The organism is Shewanella baltica, assembly GCF_900456975.1.
GTDB lineage: Bacteria > Pseudomonadota > Gammaproteobacteria > Enterobacterales > Shewanellaceae > Shewanella > Shewanella baltica.
The window spans coordinates 1,316,703-1,337,317 of sequence record NZ_UGYM01000002.1; the positions used below are offsets into that span (position 1 = coordinate 1,316,703).

The window sequence follows — 20,615 nt, forward strand, 5'->3', positions numbered from 1 at the left end:
TTTTGTGGGTGAGATCTCGCTCACAGTGATTTTGTATTTGGGTGGGAACCCACCCATGGCGCGGATCTGCCTCAAATAGATAGCCCTTGGCGGTGCAGGTTTATTAAACAAACTTAGTTATTTTGAGATCAAAAAATGCCGCAAAAGTATGCGCTACGCTGAAACATGCGTGATGGATTATTTTGGGATAAGCAGTGTAGGCTGATTGTGTGGTTAATTGTGGTCAAGTCGATGGTGTTTGTCGTCAATCAAGACAAGGAGTCAGTTGGCGCAGTTAATCATCATCTAAAAGGATACGTTTTAGGATCGCATCGCTAGGCAACAACTCTAAGTGGCCTTGTTCGTCAAAGTACCAACCGGTAATAAAGCCCTTTTGGCGCATACTGACGAGATTATGCATGACTTCCCGTGCTTCCTTGAGTGCCGTTTGCTCATCGCAAGCGTGGGTATGCTTTAAATAAGCGGCAATATTGGCAAGAGAAGCGGATTGACTGACGCTGGCCATAATGTTGATCTCCAAACAATGCTAAAAGCAGAATGAAATCACGCTGAGTGTCGATAGAGCTTGGTATTTTACGGATTATAAAAGGCGAAATAGTAAAATTTAGCACTCGCTGATTGAGATCAAGCATAGTTGAGTCAGCGTGTTGGTAAAGTTTATTGGGGGGATAAATATGGTGGTCGCTACTGGGCTCGAACCAGTGACCCCCTCCTTGTAAGGGAGGTGCTCTCCCAGCTGAGCTAAGCGACCTGGGATGTAACTTGTGTATTGCAGAATATGGTGGTCGCTACTGGGCTCGAACCAGTGACCCCCTCCTTGTAAGGGAGGTGCTCTCCCAGCTGAGCTAAGCGACCTGGGATATTACTTATGTATTACAGAATATGGTGGTCGCTACTGGGCTCGAACCAGTGACCCCCTCCTTGTAAGGGAGGTGCTCTCCCAGCTGAGCTAAGCGACCTGGGATATATCTTGTGTATTGCAGAATATGGTGGTCGCTACTGGGCTCGAACCAGTGACCCCCTCCTTGTAAGGGAGGTGCTCTCCCAGCTGAGCTAAGCGACCTGGGCATTCTGATATTACACAATTTTTAAGTCATTATTCACTGAAGAATGGTGGTCGCTACTGGGCTCGAACCAGTGACCCCCTCCTTGTAAGGGAGGTGCTCTCCCAGCTGAGCTAAGCGACCTGGGAATGACTTTCACACAATGAGGCACATTAAGTTATATGGTGGTCGCTACTGGGCTCGAACCAGTGACCCCCTCCTTGTAAGGGAGGTGCTCTCCCAGCTGAGCTAAGCGACCTGGGATATAACTATTTTGTACAGCCATTTTCTTTACAAATTATGTATAAAAACAATATATCTATAAAAACAATGGTGGTCGATACTGGGCTCGAACCAGTGACCCCCTCCTTGTAAGGGAGGTGCTCTCCCAGCTGAGCTAATCGACCTCGCTGTGTGGAGCCGTATTATAGGGAGGTTCGATCTAGTGTCAACGCTTTTTAGTGAAAAAAGCATTGGTCGCGCTATTTTTGTTCGCATTGGCTTAATGCTAATCACGCCGCCGATCAAAGTGTTAGTTTATTCGCCTGTCAATGGCGTGCAATTTGGGTGTTTGGGATGCCGCGATAGCTAGACTCATGTCATTCGTGAGTATTTCGGACGATAAAATGACAGGGTGTGAGTGACTCACAATGATTAGATGTTAGAGATTGAGTGGATAGCGGTGTATAGGCGTTGCGCCAAAGACACACTATTTATAGCTGAAAGCATGATAGGGGCAAAAGTAGGGCAGGGATCTAAGCGTAGCGAAAATCAATCCATGAGTCTTAAGTCAGATAAATGGGGCACAGGTTTGCGGGTGATAGCTGTGGCATCACTTTATATGCGCACCTTTATATAGGCTTCTCTATATAAGGAGGGGATTTAGCGTCACGATTTTACTAGATAAGTGATACTGCAGAGCTTGTCCCATTTGCAGCGCCTGCTTTGACTGTTAGAATAAGCCCACTTTTTTATCGTGATTGTCTTTATCTAGACGACTTTATATAGGTTAGTGTCCCATTATGACAACTAAGACGCGTTTTGCCCCTAGTCCTACTGGTTTCTTACATGTTGGTGGTGCCCGTACTGCACTTTATTCTTGGTTACAAGCTCGTGCCAATAACGGTGAGTTTGTATTACGTATTGAAGACACTGATATTGAGCGTTCGACTCAAGCCGCCTGCGATGCGATTTTAGAAGGTATGAACTGGTTAGGTTTGACATGGGACGAGGGCCCGTATTACCAAACTAAGCGTTTTGATCGTTATAACGAAATCATTGCCCAAATGTTAGCAAAGGGCACTGCATACAAATGCTATTGCTCACGTGAGCGCATTGATGCGTTAAGAGAAGCACAAGCCGCCAACGGTGAAGCACAAAAGTACGATGGTTGCTGCCGTGACTTACCCGCTCGTGATACTGATGAGCCATTTGTCGTGCGTTTCAAAAATCCTATCGGCGGTTCAGTGGTATTTGATGACCATGTTCGTGGCCGTATCGAATTTTCAAACGATGCATTAGATGACTTGATCATCGCCCGTACCGATGGTGTGCCAACCTATAACTTCTGTGTGGTCGTTGACGATTGGGATATGGGAATTACCTGTGTGGTTCGTGGTGAAGATCATATCAACAATACGCCGCGTCAAATCAATATCCTTAAAGCATTAGGGGCGCCGATCCCAGAATATGCTCACGTCTCTATGATTCTCGGTGATGATGGCGCGAAATTATCTAAGCGTCATGGCGCAGTGAGCGTAATGCAGTACCGTGACGATGGCTATTTGCCAGAAGCACTGTTGAACTACTTAGTGCGTTTAGGTTGGTCACATGGCGACCAAGAGATCTTCTCCTTAGAAGAAATGAAGCAATACTTTAAGCTCGGTGATATCAATAAAGCCGCTTCTGCCTTTAATACCGATAAACTGGTGTGGTTGAACCAACACTATATAAAGAGTCTTGCCCCAGAATATGTAGCGACACACTTACAATGGCACATGGACGATCAAAAAATTGATTTGTCAAACGGCCCAGCATTAGCGGAAGTGGTTACGGCATTAGCTGAACGCGCTAAGACACTAAAAGAGTTAGCGGCTTCTAGCCGCTATTTCTATGAAGACTTTGCAGAGTTTGATGAGGCCCAAGCGAAAAAGCATTTACGTGGTGTTGCGTTAGAGCCATTGCAACTGGTTCAACAAAAATTAGCCGCATTAACTGAGTGGACTGTAGAAGCTATCCATCAGGCGATTGAAGACACTGCAACAGAATTAGATGTGGGTATGGGCAAGGTTGGTATGCCTTTACGTGTCGCTGTAACAGGGGCAGGGCAGTCACCAGGCCTTGATATCACATTATTTTTAATCGGAAGAAGCCGTTCTGAGCAAAGAATATCCAAAGCGATTGAATTTGTAGCAGATAGAATAAATTCCTAAAAAACGAGTTGACACTTTTAGGTGCGCTGCATAGAATGCGCCACGCAGTTGAGACACAGACGAGCAAATGCTTGTAGTGCACTTAAATGTAGTTTAATAAGTTTGGGGCTATAGCTCAGCTGGGAGAGCGCTTGCATGGCATGCAAGAGGTCCACGGTTCGATCCCGTGTAGCTCCACCAAACTTACTGCAGATGTTAAGCAGGAACGTGAGTTCGAATTAATATGTCTGAGGTTACCTTAGTTCTTTAGAAGAGAGTGCCTAGGACACCGTAGATGTTAAACGGGAACAATCAGTTCAAATTAATATGTCCGGGGTCCCCTTCGTCTAGAGGCCTAGGACACCGCCCTTTCACGGCGGTAACAGGGGTTCGAATCCCCTAGGGGATACCATCTATTTTTTATAGAGAGTGGTTCCTAGCAAATAACTAACGAGTTGTTTGGTAAGAACAAAGCATTTACTTCCTAGCCTACTGAAGTGAATGTGTTACAAAGCTCGGTTACGAGTTAAATCATAAGTCCGGGTCCCCTTCGTCTAGAGGCCTAGGACACCGCCCTTTCACGGCGGTAACAGGGGTTCGAATCCCCTAGGGGATACCAAGTATTGGTTCCTGTCGAATAACTAACGAGTTGTTTGATATGAACAAAATCTAAATTTCTGCTGATACGCATACTATTAAAGTTAGCAGTGTCGACAAAAATTTGGGGCTATAGCTCAGCTGGGAGAGCGCTTGCATGGCATGCAAGAGGTCCACGGTTCGATCCCGTGTAGCTCCACCAAACTTACTGCAGATGTTAAGCAGGAACGTGAGTTCGAATTAATATGTCTGAGGTTACCTTAGTTCTTTAGAAGAGAGTGCCTAGGACACCGTAGATGTTAAACGGGAACAATAAGTTCAAATTAATATGTCCGGGGTCCCCTTCGTCTAGAGGCCTAGGACACCGCCCTTTCACGGCGGTAACAGGGGTTCGAATCCCCTAGGGGATACCAAATTTTGGTTCCTAGCAAATAACTAACGTGTTGTTTGGTAAGAACAAAGCATTTACTTCCTAGCCTACTGAAGTGAATGTGTTACAAAGCTCGGTTACGAGTTAAATCATAAGTCCGGGTCCCCTTCGTCTAGAGGCCTAGGACACCGCCCTTTCACGGCGGTAACAGGGGTTCGAATCCCCTAGGGGATACCATATATTTTTTATAGAGAGTGGTTCCTAGCAGATGACTAACGAGTTGTTTGGTAAGAACAAAGCATTTACTTCCTAGCCTACTGAAGTGAATGTGTTACAAAGCTCGGTTACGAGTTAAATCATAAGTCCGGGTCCCCTTCGTCTAGAGGCCTAGGACACCGCCCTTTCACGGCGGTAACAGGGGTTCGAATCCCCTAGGGGATACCAAATTTTGGTTCCTAGCAAATAACTAACGTGTTGTTTGGTAAGAACAAAGCATTTACTTCCTAGCCTACTGAAGTGAATGTGTTACAAAGCTCGGTTACGAGTTAAATCATAAGTCCGGGTCCCCTTCGTCTAGAGGCCTAGGACACCGCCCTTTCACGGCGGTAACAGGGGTTCGAATCCCCTAGGGGATACCATCTATTTTTTATAGAGAGTGGTTCCTAGCAAATAACTAACGAGTTGTTTGGTAAGAACAAAGCATTTACTTCCTAGCCTACTGAAGTGAATGTGTTACAAAGCTCGGTTACGAGTTAAATCATAAGTCCGGATCCCCTTCATTTTTTAGAAGAGAGGCCTAGGACACCGTAGATGTTAAACGGGAACAATACGTTCAAATTAATATGTCCGGGTCCCCTTCGTCTAGAGGCCTAGGACACCGCCCTTTCACGGCGGTAACAGGGGTTCGAATCCCCTAGGGGATACCAATTTTAATCAAGGTTTATCGAAACTTTGGTTAAAGACAATAAACCACCTAAAGGTGGTTTTTTTGTGTCTGAATTTTGAATATTAAATCGAGATCTCCCCGATTCATTTACGAGTCATACGCCTCGAGTTATTTGCCTAAGCCGAATTTACCCACCAATCAAACCATCCACATTAAGATAAATAATGCTTCGAGAGGCATACTTAGTGTGGTGAAGTCATTCTGTCCAATTGTGTGATAAGAATTATTTAAGTGTTTTCCTGCTTAACCTTGCGTTAACCCATAGCTAAAACTTACCTTTCGGATTATTCAGTGTGTTGGCACTTTGAATGCTGCTACTTTCAATACTGATAAGTTGAACCGTTAATCGCGATTTATCTCATGCTTCCAATCGCTAAACGATCGCAATTTGAAGTGAGCCGTTCTTACGGTAGCTATTGTAATAGCTGAATAGCGTATCGTTGCGGTGAATATGAGGGCGAGTGTAAGAGTGAAGCCTTGCGGGAAGAGGGCAGAATTAGGCGGAGACTTATTTGAGATAAAAAAGGCGACACTCATTGCTAAGTGTCGCCTTTCGTCATTTAACTTTTAATTTAGTCTACGCCTAAGAATCCACCGGTTTGGTGTGCCCATAGCTGGGCATAAATGCCGCCAGCAGCAATGAGTTCTTGATGCGTGCCTTGTTCGACGACTCGGCCTTGATCTAACACTATTAGCCTGTCCATTGCTGCAATGGTCGAAAGTCGATGAGCGATTGCAATTACTGTTTTACCTTGCATTAACTCATATAAACTTTCTTGAATGGCGGCTTCGACTTCAGAATCCAGCGCTGAAGTGGCTTCATCAAGCAGCAAAATCGGCGCATTTTTTAATAAAACCCGCGCGATAGCGATCCGCTGTCTTTGGCCACCAGAAAGTTTTACACCACGTTCACCCACTTGGGCATCTAAGCCATGATTACCGTGAGGGTCACTTAGATCCTTAATAAAGTCATAGGCTTGAGCTTGTTTAATGGCGCTATCGAGCTGTTCTTCGCTGGCCGTTGGATTGCCGTAAAGAATATTCTCGCGGATAGTACGGTGCAACAGTGATGTATCTTGGGTCACCATGCCGATTTGCGAGCGCAGTGAATCCTGCATAACCGTCTTAATGTCTTGATCGTCAATATTAATCTGACCTTTTTCGACATCGTAGAATCGCATTAATAGATTCACTAAGGTCGACTTACCCGCGCCAGAACGCCCAACTAAGCCAACTTTTTCACCTGCCTTAATATTCAGATTCAGATCTTCAATCACCCCAGTCTGCTCGCCGTAATGGAAACACACTTGCTTGAAATCAATCTTGCCATGGTTGACGACCAGCGCCTTGGCGTCTGGCTCATCTTGGATGATCGTTGTTTTCGATAAGGTGTTCATCCCATCGGTGACAGTGCCGATATTTTCAAATAACGAACTGATTTCCCACATGATCCACTGTGACATGCCGTTTAAACGCAGTGCTAAACTGACCGCAATGGCAATGGCGCCGATAGTAATCGCGCTGTCAGTCCATAGAGCAATCGCTACCGCGGCAATGCTGAAGGCGAGCATATAGTTGATGATTTGCACGCTGACGCTGATGCCCGTGACTAAGCGCATCTGGCGATAAACCGTGTCTAAAAATATCCGCATACTGGATTTGGCGTATTCGGCTTCTTTTTGCGTGTGGGCGAATAGCTTCACTGTGGTGATGTTGGTATAGCTGTCGACGATACGGCCTGTCATGGTTGAGCGCGCATCGGCTTGCTCGGTAGAGACACTTTTCAGCTTAGGCACAAAGTACCATTGCAGCCCAACATACAGTGCAAGCCACACTAGCATAGGTATCACCAAGCGCAGGTCGGCGCTGGCGATCATCACTAACATAGAAGTGAAATACACCAAAATGTATACCAATACATCGAGCAACTTCATCACAGTTTCGCGCACGGCTAAGGACGTTTGCATCACTTTCGTGGCGATTCGGCCGGCAAAATCATCTTGATAAAATGACACACTTTGCTTTAGCAAATAGCGGTGCGCGAGCCAACGGATCGACATAGGATAATTGCCGAGCAAGGTTTGATGCATGATAAGCGCATGCAGTAATACCAAGATTGGCATCACAATCAGCACCATGCCCCCCATCAGCATTAAGGTCATGCCTTCGTCTTGAAATAAGGTTTCGGGATTTTTTTTCACAAGCCAATCCACTAATTGGCCCATAAATCCGAACAGCGACACTTCAAGCATCGCCAACAAAGCGGTTAGCACTGACATTAAGATCAGCGGCAGTTCGTAGCCTTTAGTGTAGTGGCGGCAAAAAGCATAAACCCCTGTGGGTGGCTTAGTCGGTTCATCATCGGGGAGGGCTTCAACCCAAGATTCAAATCGTTTAAACATGAATTAACTCTATGGTGAGATAAAAAATAGTCGCGTATAGCATATAGGATTTCATTCCCTAAAAGCATTGAAATGATTGAGTTCCGTTTTCCGCTAGTGCTACATGCTAGTTTTACGTAAAGTAATGAACAAGAAATTAATTGTGAGCGAATATTGTCGGGCGTAGTGAAAAATGAGTACAGATATAGCGTCTGAGAGTGCGATTAAGCGTGATGAAATAGACTCAGTGCATTCACTGGAGTCAAGTGCTGGGCTACTTTCTGCGTCTATTTGCCGTGAGGCGAGGATGAGCCGCGATCCGCGTTTTGATGGTAAGTTTTTTGTGGGCGTATTAACGACGGGCATTTATTGCCGTACCGTGTGTCCTGCCGTCGCGCCAAAAGAGCAGAATGTGCGTTATTTTGATTCGGCCGTGAAAGCCGCACAAGCTGGATTACGCCCGTGTTTGCGTTGTCGGCCCGACAGTGCGCCAGGTTCAAATCCGTGGAAAGGCACTGGCACAACGTTGGCGAGGGCCATTAGTTTAATTGAAGCGGGTGCATTAGCGGGGAAATCATCGGGAGAGCCAGCCTCGACTGTGACACAATTGGCTGACAGATTAGGGATCAGTAGTCGTTATCTCAATAAGCTCTTTACCGAAGGTTTTGGCACTTCGCCTAAACAATATGCCTTATACCGGCAGTTACTGTTTGCAAAACAACTGCTACATCAAACCCAATTACCTATCACCCAAGTCGCGTTGGCGGCGGGTTTCAACAGTATTCGCCGTTTCAATGAGGCATTTAAGCAAACCTTACAATTGACGCCAACGCAATTAAGAAAGACCGCGTTAACCAAGGCGGCAAAGGAGCAGGATATTGATTCATCAACAGGATTCGGTGAAATTGATACTTTGGGTGAATTTGTGCCGCACTATGGATTAACCCTATATCAATACTATCGACCCCCATTGGATTGGGCATCGCAGCTGGCATTTTATCGCTTACGTGCAGTGACAGGAATGGAGTGGTTCACGCCGCAAGTCAGTCATCCACAAGCGAGTGATGCAGTTCAAATTGCAGATGAGACCAATGTTTCAGCAGAAGCCAAAGCTGACGATAACGGGCTCGAATATGGTCGCTGTTTTGCCATCGGCAAGATGCGCGGCACAGTGCAAATTATCCATGAGCCTAAGCTGAATCGCTTCAAACTTGCGATTGCTTTGACCGAAGATTCCTCCGTCGATGAGCTGCAATTGCTGGTCACTGAGGTGCGACGCATTTTAGATCTCGATGCGGATATGCAGCAGATTGAGCAAGGTTTAAGTACGCTGCCGAGTTTAGGTTTAATGCCGTTTTCGGGATTGCGCATTCCTGGCGCAGGATCTTTGTTTGAAGCGGTTTGCCGCGCGATCTTGGGTCAGCAAGTGACGGTCGTGCAGGCGACTAAGCTACTGAATATATTGGTTGAAGCCTATGGCGAGCGCTTTAGTCTCAATGGCCGCGAGTATCGATTATTCCCAACACCCGAGGCGATTCGTGAGGCGAGTTTAACTGAGCTTAAAATGCCGGGCGCCCGTAAATTAGCCCTCAATGCGCTCGCGGCGTTTATCTGCGAACATCCTGAGGCAAGTGTCGATGATTGGCTCAGCGTTAAAGGCATAGGTCCTTGGACGATAGCGTATGCCAAGCTTCGTGGCTTGGGCGATCCAAACGTGTTTTTGCATTCGGATTTGATTGTTAAAAAGCATTTATTGGCCTTATATATCAAGAACAATAGGTTGGATGAAACGGCCGCTGCGGCAGTGAGCTATCCCCAATTGTGCGAGCAGCTGAGTCAACAAATTGCCCCGTGGGGCAGTTACTTAACCTTTCAGCTCTGGCATCAATAACCATCAAGCTGCCTCATATTTAACTGCCAGTTTAAAAAGATGATTTTAGCGTTAAGTTAAGAGCCAATTTAAGAATCAAATTAAGGTCAAATAAAGAGACAGATTATGAAACATGCGATTCGTCAATTGAGCCAAGCACCAAGCATTGCAGAATATCAGCCCTGCGCCGTGGGTACGTTTATCAGTCCTGTTGGAATATTGCAGTTAAATGCCAATGCCTATGGACTGAGTCATTTAACGGTTGTCGGCTCGGATCGCACTGAGATTACGCTTGCCAAGGCGAGTGAGGATGCCCTCAATCATGCTAAGGCGCATATTCGCGAAACTCAGGCGCAGCTTGCGGATTATTTTGCGGGTGAGCGGGTTGAATTTGATTTAAAACTCGCGCCCAAGGGCACTGAATTTCAGCGCGACGTATGGCAAGCCTTGCTCAATTTAGATTACGGCCAGAGCTGCAGTTATGGGCAGATTGCCGAGCAAATCGGTCGGCCTAAGGCAGTGCGCGCCGTGGGCGCGGCCAATGGCGCCAATCCAATCGCGATTATTGTGCCTTGCCATAGAGTAATAGGCAAAAATGGCAAGTTAACGGGTTACGCCTACGGGCTTGCGATGAAACAGCAGTTGTTAACGCTGGAAACTGACAAGCACTGCCTCGATATTTAAGCTAGAATAGCCGCCTATTAAGATATTGGTGAGCAGTTAAACTTTCTATGACTCAGGCTTCTTCCTCTGCGGCAAGCTTTGCCCAACTCGGCATTATTGCACCTTTGCTAAATCGACTAACCGAATTAGCGTATGTTTCGCCCACACCAGTACAGGCGGCGACGATTCCCGCTGTGCTCGCTGGGCGGGATGTGTTAGCCGGCGCCAATACGGGCTCGGGTAAAACGGCAGCCTTTGCCGTGCCGCTGTTGCAGCAACTTGTTGAAGCAAAAACAGACGATAAGACAGGCGCTTATGTTCGTTGTTTGGTCTTAGTACCAACCCGTGAATTAGCCCAGCAAGTCGCAGACAGCTTTCTGTCCTATGCCTCGCATTTGAATGGCAAGCTAAAAATCGTTGCCGCGTTTGGCGGTGTGTCAGTCAATGCGCAAATGCAGAGCCTACGCGCTGGTGCTGATGTATTAGTGGCAACGCCGGGTCGTTTGTTAGATCTGTTGTCCAGCAATGCCATCAAACTTAACCGCGTTAGCGCCTTAGTGCTCGATGAAGCTGACCGTATGTTAAGCCTTGGTTTTACAGAAGAATTAGCCCAAGTGCTCGACGCGTTGCCCGCCAAGAAACAAACCTTATTATTCTCAGCGACATTTCCAGAAGAAGTCCGTGAATTAACGGCAAAACTGCTGAATGATCCGCTTGAATACCAATTTCAAAGTGAACAAGAAAGCACGATTCATCAGCGGGTGATCACCGTTAATCGTCCGATGAAAACCGCATTATTGGCGCATCTGATTAAAGAACATCAGTGGTCACAGGCGTTGATTTTTGTGAGTGCCAAAAATACCTGTAATCATTTAGCGCAAAAGTTGTCTAAACGTGGGATCAGTGCCGAAGTCTTCCATGGCGATAAAGCGCAAGGCGCACGTACGCGGGTGCTCGATGGTTTTAAAAATGGTGAGATCAGTGTGTTAATCGCCACTGACATTGCCGCCCGTGGTATCGATATCGATAAACTGCCTGTGGTGATCAACTTTGATTTACCAAGAAGCCCTGCGGATTATATGCATCGCATTGGCCGTAGTGGCCGCGCCGGTGAAGCTGGCTTAGCTGTGACCTTGATTTCCCATGAGGATTATCACCACTTTGGCGTGATAGAGAAAAAGAACAAGCTTAAGTTAGTGCGTGAGCAAATTGTCGGTTTTGAAGCCGATGACGAAATGCCAGCCGAACTGTTAGAACAAGCTAAACCTGTCGCCAAGCCCGAAGGTACGGGTAAAAAAAAACGTAAACAGTTACCACCTGCCAATGCTGAATTTTGGGGTAAAAAATCTTAAGTCGTTGGAAACAAGCTATTCTTAGCTTATCTCTGACGTCCCTTGTCATCTCACTTGTCGTAGGTAAGGTTTATGCAACACTTATTCTGGTTAGTTGAAGGTAAAGTCGCAGGGCGCAGTGGTCCCAATAAAGATCCTTGGGATTTGCAGGCGCTTAAAGAGGCCGGTATTGGTGCCATCCTGTCGGTCAATGGGGGCGAAGGCTGTGAGCCTAGCACCTTTAAAAAGCTCGATTTACGTTACGAATGTATTCCCTTTTCGCGCAATGTGCCGCCCCAAGATGGGGATGTGGCGATTTGTGTCGCTCAATTGCCTAAGGCATTAGCCTTTATCCAGCAGTGTGAAGCCGATGGCTTACCTGTGGTGATCCATTGCCGCTCGGGTAAGGATCGCACTAGTCTCATCATGGCTTATTACTTGATGGTCAATGGTGCTGCGCCATTACACGCTGTCAGCCAAGTTCGCAGTATTCGCGATATCGCCTTTACTGCCGATGGCTGGGATCAATTCGCCTTTGACGTTTTGTACGCATTACAAGACTAAGCCTTTTTTAGGCGTCAGAGAGTCGAACCTATTCATTAATAGGCATAATAGTTTCATTCGTTTGACCTTAGTCATCAAATTTTTACTGTGTTAAGGTTAAGCTATCCGCAGGTTGGTTTTAGTGAGTTATCTATCTAATTATGAAAAGTAAGGCAAGTCAGTCACAGGGATTACTACTGTTTCGGTTATCACAGACTCAAGTGTTTGCCTTAGGCACGTTGAAAGTGCGTGAGCTGGTGCCGTACACACGTCTCAGTAAAATCCCTCAATCTCATCCGACGATTCTGGGTGCTTCAACTATCCGTGGTCATACGATTCCTATCATAGATATGGCGGCGGCGATTGGTTATCGGCCGATTGCCCCAGAAGAGCGTGAAAAGTGCTACATCATCATCACGGATTGTCAGCGGATGATCATTGGTTTCTTAGTGCGTGGTATCGATAAGATTATCGAATGCAACTGGCGTGATATCGAAGCACCTTCGTCTAGTTTGGGTAAAAATGCCTATTTGACCGGCGTGACACGTTTTGAGGACCAACTGGTACAGTTGCTTGACGTTGAACTGTTATTGTCGAAAATCTTCCCCGATAATCCAAAGGCGAATCGGGCTATTTTGACCGACGTACAACGTGAAAAACTCAAACCTATGAATATTCTTTTAGTGGATGATTCTAAGGTGGCACGTAAGCAGTTATCCGACGCCCTTGATATGATTAACATTCCTTATCGAGTCACGGCCGACGGTAAAGAAGCGCTAGTCATGATGGAGCAAGCGGCACTGGAACATCACCCGATAGATATTCTGGTGAGTGATATCGAGATGCCGGGACTGGATGGTTACGAACTGGCTTTTGAAGTGCGTGATAATCCACTGACTGCCAAGGCCTACATTATTTTGCACACTTCTTTATCCAGCGAAATTAGCGTGAGTCAGGCCCATCAAGTTGGGGCAAATGAAGCACTGACTAAGTTCGATGCCCACGAGTTAATCGACGCCATGTTACGGGGCGCCGATCTCGCCTTAGACAAGCGCTAATCTGGCGCTTGTTAGTTTTTTGTATGCTTTTTGCGGGGCTAGGGTAATTTAGTTAGCTTATTTCCCCGCAAAACTAGACAAGTCCAGTCACATCCTATAAAAACCTTATTGGCCTCATTTCCGAAGGTGCGCGTTGGGGATCTCAACCGAATATAATAACGATAGGTTAAACCATGAAACAAGAATCATCATTGTTAGCTAAGTTGGCTAATGGCAGTCTCGTAATACAAATCTTTTTGGGGATAATCGCTGGTGTGGTCTTAGCCAGTTTTTCACCGAGTAGCGCGAAAGATATCGCCTTCTTAGGCAGTTTATTCGTTGGGGCATTGAAAGCGATTGCTCCCATCTTAGTATTTATCTTAGTGGCGTCATCGATTGCCAACCAAAAGAAGAATACCCAAACCAATATGCGTCCCATTGTGGTGCTGTACTTATTCGGCACTTTTGCGGCCGCATTAACCGCAGTGCTCCTGAGTTCGATTTTCCCGACTAATTTAGTCTTAGTGGCCGGCGTGGAAGGCACCAGTCCACCACAGGGCATAGGTGAAGTCATCCATACCTTGTTATTCAAACTGGTTGATAACCCAGTGAATGCGTTAATGACGGGCAACTATATTGGTATTCTCGCTTGGGGTGTGGGCTTAGGTTTAGCCCTACATCATGCTACCGATTCGACTAAGCAAGTGTTTGCTGATATGAGCCACGGTATTTCACAGATGGTGCGTTTTATTATCCGTTTAGCGCCTATCGGTATTTTTGGTCTCGTTGCGGCGACATTTGCCGAAACAGGTTTTGCGGCGATTGCAGGCTATGCCCAGTTATTGGCCGTGCTATTAGGCGCGATGGCTATTATTGCTTTAGTCGTTAATCCATTGATTGTATACGTGAAGATTAAACGTAATCCGTATCCGCTGGTATTTCAATGCTTGCGTGAAAGTGGTGTGACGGCGTTTTTTACTCGCTCGAGCGCGGCAAACATTCCGGTCAATATGGCGCTGTGTGAAAAGTTAAAGCTGCATGAAGACACCTATTCCGTTTCTATTCCCTTAGGTGCCACTATTAACATGGGCGGCGCGGCGATCACTATTACCGTATTGACCTTAGCTGCGGCGCATACCTTAGGCATTCAAGTCGATTTACTGACCGCATTGTTACTGAGTGTTGTTGCTGCTGTTTCAGCTTGCGGCGCATCGGGTGTGGCGGGTGGTTCATTATTATTGATCCCACTGGCTTGTAGCTTGTTTGGTATTTCTAACGATGTTGCCATGCAAGTGGTTGCTGTTGGCTTTATTATTGGTGTGGTTCAAGATGCAGCCGAAACTGCACTGAACAGCTCAACTGACGTTATCTTTACCGCTGCCGCTTGTGAAGCCGCTGAGAATAAAGCTAAACTGAGTTAACGAGTGCTGTTATTCGTATAGAAAAGTATTATGGAAGCAGTCACTTAGGTGGCTGCTTTTTTATGGGAGTCGTTATGATCTTTTTTGATTTTAGCGTGTTAGATGCTGCAAAGCCCTGGTATGGAATAAATGACACTGTGATGGGCGGTTTGTCCCGCAGTAAAATGACGGTTTCACCTTTAGGTTATGGTGAGTTTAGTGGCCATGTGTCGCTGGCAAATGGCGGTGGGTTTGCCTCAGTGCGTTGTGAGTTTAGCCCCATAGATGTCAGTGAATTTACTGGGATTTACCTCGAACTCGATGGCGACCGAACTAAAGACTATAAAGTGAATTTAAAGGATGTCGACACACCGCAAAGTACGGTATATCAAGCGCCTATGCCCACGCCAACTCACCAAACCTTTGGTGTGAGTAGTGCCAGAGTGTTGAATTGGCAGCGGATAGAAATTCCCTTCAGTGATTTCAAGCCCCAATGTCGGGGTAAACCCATTTCCCGTCCGAATATAGTATTGAGTCAGTTGTGCAGCTTAGGGTTAGTGATTGGCGCCCAGCAAAGTGGCGACTTTTCATTGAAAATCAGAGAAATCGGCTACTACTAGCGCTTGTAGTGAGTTTCTTATGGTGAATTTATTGTCGCGAGTTTCTTACCGCTAAGTGCCTATGGCAGATGGCTTGTTGCTAATGGCGCGGGTCATCTCAAGGCTTAATTTAACAGTAAGAAAAAGGATAAGGCCGAGGCACTTATCCTTATGGTTGCGGTGCCAAATAGAGAACTTGGCGAAAGCCGCTGCTTAAGCGCCGACAATCCCTAATGGCTTGGCGGTTTGCCACGCGCCGCGGGTAAAATCAGGGAAGGTGACAGAGTTACTGCGATCATTGAGTGAATGTTCACTTAAAATATTCACCACCGACCAAGACGCGCCATCGTACACATCCTGATCTAAAGCCTCGCCATTGCGTAGGCAATAAATCATGCGCCATAGCATCACAAAGTCCATGCCGCCGTGGCCGCCGTTAATTTCAGCCTCTTTGCCTATGCGTTGCCACAGTGGGTGATCGTATTTGTCGTACCACTTTTGCATGTCCATATCCCACTCGTGGTAACTTTGACCAAAGCCACCATTTTCGACGGCGATCCGATTCGGGAAGCCGGCAAACACGCCATTTGTCCCTTGGATCAAATTGTGGCGACTGTAAGGTCTTGGGGTCGTCGTGTCATGCTGGACCATGATGGTTCGGCCCTTAACGGTTTTAATCAGGCTGGTATTGATATCCCCATTGATGTACTTGAGCTGATTACGCTCATGATCGGCGGGAAATTCACGTTTAGCATAGAGCGCGCGGCCAAGGGCGGGGGAACTCATCGAGGTAAGATAATCGAATCGGTCACCGCGGTTAATGTTCATATACTGGGATACTGGCCCTAAACCGTGGGTAGGGTACAAGTTACCGTTACGTTTGGTATGCCAGTAAGTACGCCATGAGCCTGTCTTATGATCGATCTCTTTCATCTGCCAGCGTAGCTCATGGATATAAGCAGCTTCGCCGTGGAGTAGCTCACCAAACACGCCTTGGCGCACCATGTTGAGCACCATCAGTTCTTCGCGGCCGTAGTTGACGTTCTCCATCATCATGCAGTTTTTCTGAGTGCGCTCAGCGGTATCTACAACTTGCCAGCACTCCTCAACCGTGAGCGCCATTGGCACCTCAACAAAGGCATGTTTGCCGCTCTCCATGGTTTCGATTGCCATAGGCGCGTGCCATTCCCACGGGGTCGAAATAATCACAATATCGATATCATCGCGGCTCAGCAAATCGCGATAGCTCAGATCATTACCAGTATAGACAGCCGGTTTGGGCCGATTCTGTTTAACGATATGATCTACGGCTCTGTCGAGCACCGCTTGATGGGTATCACAAATGGCTTTGAGTTCAACGCCTTCTAAATGACAGAATTGCTCGACATGGCTAAACCCCCGCTCGCCAACACCGATAAAGCCGACTCGAACCACGTCCATCTTAGGTGCTATGAGTCCGATAACGGATTTACCGGCTTGCGGTTTAGGGGCAACGCTACTGGCGTAGGCATTGAGAGCAATATTGGCAGTAACGAGTCCTGCGGTGGCGGCACCTGCGGCCTTAAGAAAATTACGACGATGAATGTTATGCATAGCGCTTCCTGCTTTATTTTTGTTTTGTAGGGATATTGAAATATCACTTGGTCTTATTTATACGGTAATTCACTTATGGGTTATATCAGAAACCCCATTTAAATTGGCAATAAAAGATGTAAAAAGCTCATTCAACTCGCTAGATAAGTCTTTTAGCTGCCTTTACTTTAGCGATAAGTAAATAGTGATAAAGATCGCGTTTTTATTTGTAGATTGAGCTACACTGCCGATTAATTAGTCAAAGGTATTTATCTTTTATATTTTAAACATTTAGCAAATTTAAATTAACCATAAAGTTACATTTGACGGGCGGTTTGAAGTAATTTGCTGTAGTGGGGAGTAAAGCGTTAAATGGGTTCTATGCTTAATGTACTACCACAACTGACATTCACTTTAGGTGATTGGGTATTGCATAAGGATATCAGGATGTCTGGGATTGAAAAACGCCGTCGCCTTCATTGGCGGGAGACAGATATGCAAAATCGTGAAATTATAGGTCGTTGGTTAGATGGGCGTCCTTTATTGGGTGATAAAATTACCCTCTATAAAGAAGACGAAAAATATTTTTTAGAAACTTGGTTTAGCGATGGCTGCCATAGTTTAGATGAAGTCTATATGTCGCAAATCGCAGAAGGCCATAAGCTGGAAGATGTGGGCGGTAATTTCTTCGGTGAATTCTTTATCGTGACACAGTCACAGCAATTACAATTTTGTAATGAGCAGGGCTGTTATTTCCAAGCGGATAAATTAGCCGCCGATGCCGATTTTGCTCAAGGCATGCGCGTCGCTTAAACGACTACAGTCGAATCCGTAAATAACTAAGGTCGCATTTTAGCTCAGTGCTAAGTCGCGACCTTTTGCTTTTATGGGGTTGCAGCTATTGGATTGAGTTATTCGCTAAAGGGATGTTTGCTGCTAAAAAAGAGCGGTTTAACCGAATAGGGATGGGTCAGACTTAAGCTTTGTGCATGTAAGCATAAACGCGGTGCGGCTTTGATAACCTCGGCATCACCGTAAAACTCATCGCCTAAAATCGCATGGCCTAGGGCAAGCATATGCACACGCAATTGATGGGTGCGGCCTGTTTCTGGCGAAAGCTCGACTAAGGTGCTGTTTTCTCTGCGTTCTAGTACACGGTAGTAGGTGAGTGCGCTTTTACCGCCAGTCTTTCCTGCCTGTAGCGTCTTTTGATAGGGCGGATGCTCAGTGTCTGGCGCAATCGCGAGGTCAATCATGCCCTGTTCCTGCGGCACATGTCCCATCACTTCGGCAATATAGACTTTCTTACTCTGCCTATCTTGAAACTGCGTTTTTAAATGTGACTCGGCTTTTTTATTACGGGCGAACACCATAATACCCGAGGTCGCGCAGTCGAGCCGATGCACTAAAATCGTTTCTGGATAAAGGGTTTGTAAGCGGGTTAATGCGCAATCGAAGGTGTGAGCCGCTCGACCCGGATTAGACAATAAGCCCGAAGGTTTATTGATGATAATCAGATCTCTATCTTTATAGCGGATGTCTAACCAAGGAACTGCTGGGGGCTGGTAATCAAATATATGCATTTTGTCCTCATTTTTGCGCGGCCATACTAGCAAAATTTACGCAGGCACACAGCATAATCTCATGCTCGCTTATTGCGAGAGGGGGGAGGGCAAATATTCTGCAGGCGTCTTACGGCTCCAAATACGGGTATAAGCCATCAGCTGCGGATAAAAAGTGCGGAACGCGGTTTCGATTTCTATCTGCATTTTATTGACGACTTTGTGGGCATCTTTAAACAGTGCAGCTTGCGGATGCTGTTTTGCCACTTGTGCTAAGGCGTGTTGTAAGCCTTTTTCCGTGGTGTAGCTGCCTAGCCAATCAGCGCTGCGCATTGTGGGCAAGAGTTTTAATAGTGCCTCTGGATGGAACTGATCTATACCTTGGGCGGCGAAAGTATCTAACGCGTCATAGGCCTTGCTGCTGAATTCATCCAAGGGTTGGTGATGATATTCTTCCCAATAGTAAGCTAAATAGTGATCGAAACTTACAGCCATGAGTTCTGCTGCTATGCTTCTTAAGGGCGCAGGGAAAGCTTCCATTAATTCAATCGTGAGTTCGTGGCTGGCGCAGAGGGTATTAATCTCTTGGTTTAGCCATAACGCTTGGCGTAACTCAGCTGGAGCTTGTGCAACTGGCGCTTGAATATAGTTACCCGCCACATTGGCGGCAAGGTGTGTTTTACTGATGTCGGCGAGATGTAAGTGTGTAAGAAAGTTCATTATTTTGCGCTTGGTTAACCACGTCGGTTCACGGTATCATGCACAAGCGCGCTTAGGAAAGCGCGGAAGCCAAAAATGCAGTATTTTTTCACTTTTTATTGATTGCGGGTGTTTGTTCATCGCGAATAATCCTCGTCAGCGTTAACGCTGTTCTAGCCATCAATATGAGAGAAAGTGAAATAAAATCAATAACCTTTTTTAGGATCATGGATGATGTGGAACTGGTTCACCAAAATGCTTGGTAGAGACGAGCAGCCGAAGCGCAAAAAAGTGCTGGTAGAAATCCCCTTTGAACAACACCGCTTTAGCATGGATGATTTCAGCCGTTCGCGGCTTAAATTCGATGCCAATGACAATCAGCCCCAAGATGGCGTCAATCCTGTGGATCCAGAGCAAGAAGTGGACGCTGGCAATAAGTAATCTTGATATTCTTGGCCTCTAACCATAGACTAGCCGCCGTTCTAAGCTACCTAGAGGCCTATCATGCGCGTTGCAGACTTTTCTTTCGATCTCCCCGATGAGCTGATCGCTCGTTATCCTATGGCGCAGCGTAATGCATCACGTCTGTTAACCTTAGACGGCAATTCTGGCGCGTTAGGCGACAAACAGTTTACCGATCTGCTGGGGATGATTAATCCCGGCGATTTAATGGTGTTCAACAATACCCGAGTGATCCCCGCGCGTATGTTTGGCCAAAAGGCCAGCGGCGGCAAGTTAGAGATTTTAGTTGAGCGTATGCTCGATGATAAGCGCATCCTCGCCCATGTTCGCAGCTCTAAATCCCCAAAAGTCGATTCGTTCATTCTGCTCGACGGTGGCTATCAAATGAAGATGGTCGCCCGTCACGATACTTTGTTTGAACTTGAGCTGTTATCCGAGTTGACCATTCTAGAGGTGCTCGAAGCCGTAGGGCACATGCCGCTACCGCCTTATATCGACAGACCCGATGAAGATGCTGACAAAGAGCGCTATCAAACTGTGTATAACCAAAACCCAGGCGCCGTTGCCGCGCCAACGGCTGGATTACATTTTGACGATGCCATGCTCGATGCATTAAAAGCCAAGGGTGTGAATATCGCATTTGTGACTTTGCATGTGGGCGCGGGAACGTTTCAACCGGTGCGTGTTGATACCATTCTTGAGCACAAGATGCATTCTGAGTGGGCCAACGTGCCGCAGGATGTGGTCGATTTAATCGTGCAAACCAAAGCGGCGGGTAAACGTGTCGTGGCTGTTGGTACAACATCTGTACGTTCCTTAGAAAGTGCGGCGCGCGCCAGCCAAGGTGAACTCAAAGCCTTTAGCGGTGATACCGACATCTTTATTTATCCCGGCTATCAATTCCAAGTGGTCGATGCCATGGTGACGAACTTCCATCTCCCTGAATCGACCCTCATCATGTTAGTCAGTGCATTTGCGGGTTTTGATCATGTTATGGCGGCGTATCAACATGCTATCGCGCAAAAATATCGCTTCTTTAGCTATGGCGATGCCATGTTTGTGACGAAAAAAGCCCACTAGACCAAGATTTTGTTTTAAAATAGCCGCCCAAAGTGAGTATGGGCGGCAA

Annotated in this window: 16 protein-coding genes and 16 tRNA genes; 20 read left to right on the forward strand and 12 right to left on the reverse strand. The window is 46.5% G+C overall.

Annotated elements, in window-relative coordinates:
- Positions 1-274 precede the first annotated feature (274 nt).
- The 8 genes from DYH48_RS05900 to DYH48_RS05935 form a co-directional block, all read right to left on the reverse strand.
- Positions 275-505 carry a hypothetical protein gene (locus tag DYH48_RS05900; RefSeq protein WP_006082294.1) on the reverse strand — a complete coding sequence of 77 codons (231 nt, stop codon included), beginning with the start codon at positions 503-505 and terminating at the stop codon, positions 275-277.
- A 170-nt stretch (positions 506-675) separates the two neighbouring features.
- Positions 676-751: transfer RNA gene (locus DYH48_RS05905), tRNA-Val, on the reverse strand.
- 28 nt (positions 752-779) lie between these two features.
- A tRNA-Val gene (locus DYH48_RS05910) sits at positions 780-855 on the reverse strand.
- A gap of 28 nt (positions 856-883) precedes the next feature.
- Positions 884-959 (reverse strand) — tRNA-Val (locus DYH48_RS05915).
- A gap of 28 nt (positions 960-987) precedes the next feature.
- Positions 988-1,063 (reverse strand) — tRNA-Val (locus DYH48_RS05920).
- Positions 1,064-1,111: 48 nt separating this feature from the next.
- Positions 1,112-1,187 (reverse strand) — tRNA-Val (locus tag DYH48_RS05925).
- A gap of 39 nt (positions 1,188-1,226) precedes the next feature.
- Positions 1,227-1,302: transfer RNA gene (locus tag DYH48_RS05930), tRNA-Val, on the reverse strand.
- 72 nt (positions 1,303-1,374) lie between these two features.
- Positions 1,375-1,450: transfer RNA gene (locus DYH48_RS05935), tRNA-Val, on the reverse strand.
- Between the two features lie 615 nt (positions 1,451-2,065).
- Here DYH48_RS05935 and gltX point away from each other — a divergent pair.
- The 10 genes from gltX (at position 2,066) to DYH48_RS05990 (ending at position 5,347) form a co-directional block, all read left to right on the forward strand.
- Complete coding sequence (gltX, locus tag DYH48_RS05945; RefSeq protein WP_006082293.1) at positions 2,066-3,475, forward strand: glutamate--tRNA ligase; 1,410 nt, start codon at positions 2,066-2,068, stop codon at positions 3,473-3,475.
- A gap of 104 nt (positions 3,476-3,579) precedes the next feature.
- Positions 3,580-3,655 (forward strand) — tRNA-Ala (locus DYH48_RS05950).
- Positions 3,656-3,790: 135 nt separating this feature from the next.
- Positions 3,791-3,866, forward strand: a tRNA-Glu gene (locus DYH48_RS05955).
- A 131-nt stretch (positions 3,867-3,997) separates the two neighbouring features.
- A tRNA-Glu gene (locus tag DYH48_RS05960) sits at positions 3,998-4,073 on the forward strand.
- Positions 4,074-4,177: 104 nt separating this feature from the next.
- Positions 4,178-4,253: transfer RNA gene (locus DYH48_RS05965), tRNA-Ala, on the forward strand.
- 135 nt (positions 4,254-4,388) lie between these two features.
- A tRNA-Glu gene (locus DYH48_RS05970) sits at positions 4,389-4,464 on the forward strand.
- Positions 4,465-4,582: 118 nt separating this feature from the next.
- Positions 4,583-4,658: transfer RNA gene (locus DYH48_RS05975), tRNA-Glu, on the forward strand.
- A gap of 131 nt (positions 4,659-4,789) precedes the next feature.
- Positions 4,790-4,865, forward strand: a tRNA-Glu gene (locus tag DYH48_RS05980).
- A 118-nt stretch (positions 4,866-4,983) separates the two neighbouring features.
- A tRNA-Glu gene (locus DYH48_RS05985) sits at positions 4,984-5,059 on the forward strand.
- A gap of 212 nt (positions 5,060-5,271) precedes the next feature.
- A tRNA-Glu gene (locus tag DYH48_RS05990) sits at positions 5,272-5,347 on the forward strand.
- Positions 5,348-5,939: 592 nt separating this feature from the next.
- On the opposite strand, the gene DYH48_RS05995 is transcribed toward DYH48_RS05990, so the two are convergent.
- Positions 5,940-7,769 carry an ABC transporter ATP-binding protein gene (locus DYH48_RS05995; protein ID WP_071939598.1) on the reverse strand — a complete coding sequence of 610 codons (1,830 nt, stop codon included), beginning with the start codon at positions 7,767-7,769 and terminating at the stop codon, positions 5,940-5,942.
- Positions 7,770-7,941: 172 nt separating this feature from the next.
- On the opposite strand from DYH48_RS05995, the gene DYH48_RS06000 reads away from it, so the two are divergent.
- The 7 genes from DYH48_RS06000 to DYH48_RS06030 all read left to right on the forward strand — a co-directional run bounded on the left by DYH48_RS06000 (position 7,942) and on the right by DYH48_RS06030 (position 15,212).
- Positions 7,942-9,639, forward strand: coding sequence for an Ada metal-binding domain-containing protein (locus DYH48_RS06000; protein WP_071939597.1), 1,698 nt, complete (start codon positions 7,942-7,944; stop codon positions 9,637-9,639).
- 105 nt (positions 9,640-9,744) lie between these two features.
- The gene (locus DYH48_RS06005; RefSeq protein WP_011847216.1) at positions 9,745-10,302 is read left to right on the forward strand and encodes a methylated-DNA--[protein]-cysteine S-methyltransferase; all 558 of its coding nucleotides are present in this window, start codon (positions 9,745-9,747) and stop codon (positions 10,300-10,302) included.
- Between the two features lie 47 nt (positions 10,303-10,349).
- Positions 10,350-11,633, forward strand: coding sequence for a DEAD/DEAH box helicase (locus DYH48_RS06010; protein ID WP_011847215.1), 1,284 nt, complete (start codon positions 10,350-10,352; stop codon positions 11,631-11,633).
- A 72-nt stretch (positions 11,634-11,705) separates the two neighbouring features.
- Positions 11,706-12,176: a phosphatase domain-containing protein gene (locus tag DYH48_RS06015; protein ID WP_006082288.1), complete on the forward strand. Its 471-nt coding sequence runs from the start codon at positions 11,706-11,708 to the stop codon at positions 12,174-12,176.
- Positions 12,177-12,316: 140 nt separating this feature from the next.
- Positions 12,317-13,213 (forward strand): chemotaxis protein CheV, encoded by an 897-nt coding sequence (locus DYH48_RS06020; protein ID WP_011847213.1) that lies wholly within the window; start codon positions 12,317-12,319, stop codon positions 13,211-13,213.
- 173 nt (positions 13,214-13,386) lie between these two features.
- On the forward strand, positions 13,387-14,613 hold the full coding sequence (gene sstT / locus DYH48_RS06025; RefSeq protein ID WP_006082286.1) for a serine/threonine transporter SstT: 1,227 nt from the start codon (positions 13,387-13,389) through the stop codon (positions 14,611-14,613).
- A 74-nt stretch (positions 14,614-14,687) separates the two neighbouring features.
- Positions 14,688-15,212 (forward strand): CIA30 family protein, encoded by a 525-nt coding sequence (locus DYH48_RS06030; RefSeq protein WP_006085503.1) that lies wholly within the window; start codon positions 14,688-14,690, stop codon positions 15,210-15,212.
- Between the two features lie 192 nt (positions 15,213-15,404).
- On the opposite strand, the gene DYH48_RS06035 is transcribed toward DYH48_RS06030, so the two are convergent.
- Positions 15,405-16,784, reverse strand: coding sequence for a Gfo/Idh/MocA family oxidoreductase (locus DYH48_RS06035; RefSeq protein WP_011847211.1), 1,380 nt, complete (start codon positions 16,782-16,784; stop codon positions 15,405-15,407).
- 351 nt (positions 16,785-17,135) lie between these two features.
- On the opposite strand from DYH48_RS06035, the gene DYH48_RS06040 reads away from it, so the two are divergent.
- On the forward strand, positions 17,136-17,576 hold the full coding sequence (locus tag DYH48_RS06040) for a hypothetical protein (RefSeq protein WP_006082282.1): 441 nt from the start codon (positions 17,136-17,138) through the stop codon (positions 17,574-17,576).
- 98 nt (positions 17,577-17,674) lie between these two features.
- Here the strand turns inward: DYH48_RS06040 and DYH48_RS06045 are convergent, their stop codons facing one another.
- A complete protein-coding gene (locus DYH48_RS06045) occupies positions 17,675-18,346 on the reverse strand; it encodes an RluA family pseudouridine synthase (RefSeq protein ID WP_115334283.1) in 672 nt (223 codons plus the stop codon).
- A gap of 69 nt (positions 18,347-18,415) precedes the next feature.
- Positions 18,416-19,045: an acyl carrier protein phosphodiesterase gene (locus DYH48_RS06050; RefSeq protein ID WP_115334284.1), complete on the reverse strand. Its 630-nt coding sequence runs from the start codon at positions 19,043-19,045 to the stop codon at positions 18,416-18,418.
- Positions 19,046-19,255: 210 nt separating this feature from the next.
- On the opposite strand from DYH48_RS06050, the gene DYH48_RS06055 reads away from it, so the two are divergent.
- On the forward strand, positions 19,256-19,465 hold the full coding sequence (locus DYH48_RS06055; protein ID WP_115334285.1) for a hypothetical protein: 210 nt from the start codon (positions 19,256-19,258) through the stop codon (positions 19,463-19,465).
- Positions 19,466-19,528: 63 nt separating this feature from the next.
- The gene (gene queA / locus DYH48_RS06060; protein ID WP_115334286.1) at positions 19,529-20,566 is read left to right on the forward strand and encodes a tRNA preQ1(34) S-adenosylmethionine ribosyltransferase-isomerase QueA; all 1,038 of its coding nucleotides are present in this window, start codon (positions 19,529-19,531) and stop codon (positions 20,564-20,566) included.
- The last annotated feature ends 49 nt before the right edge of the window (positions 20,567-20,615 follow it).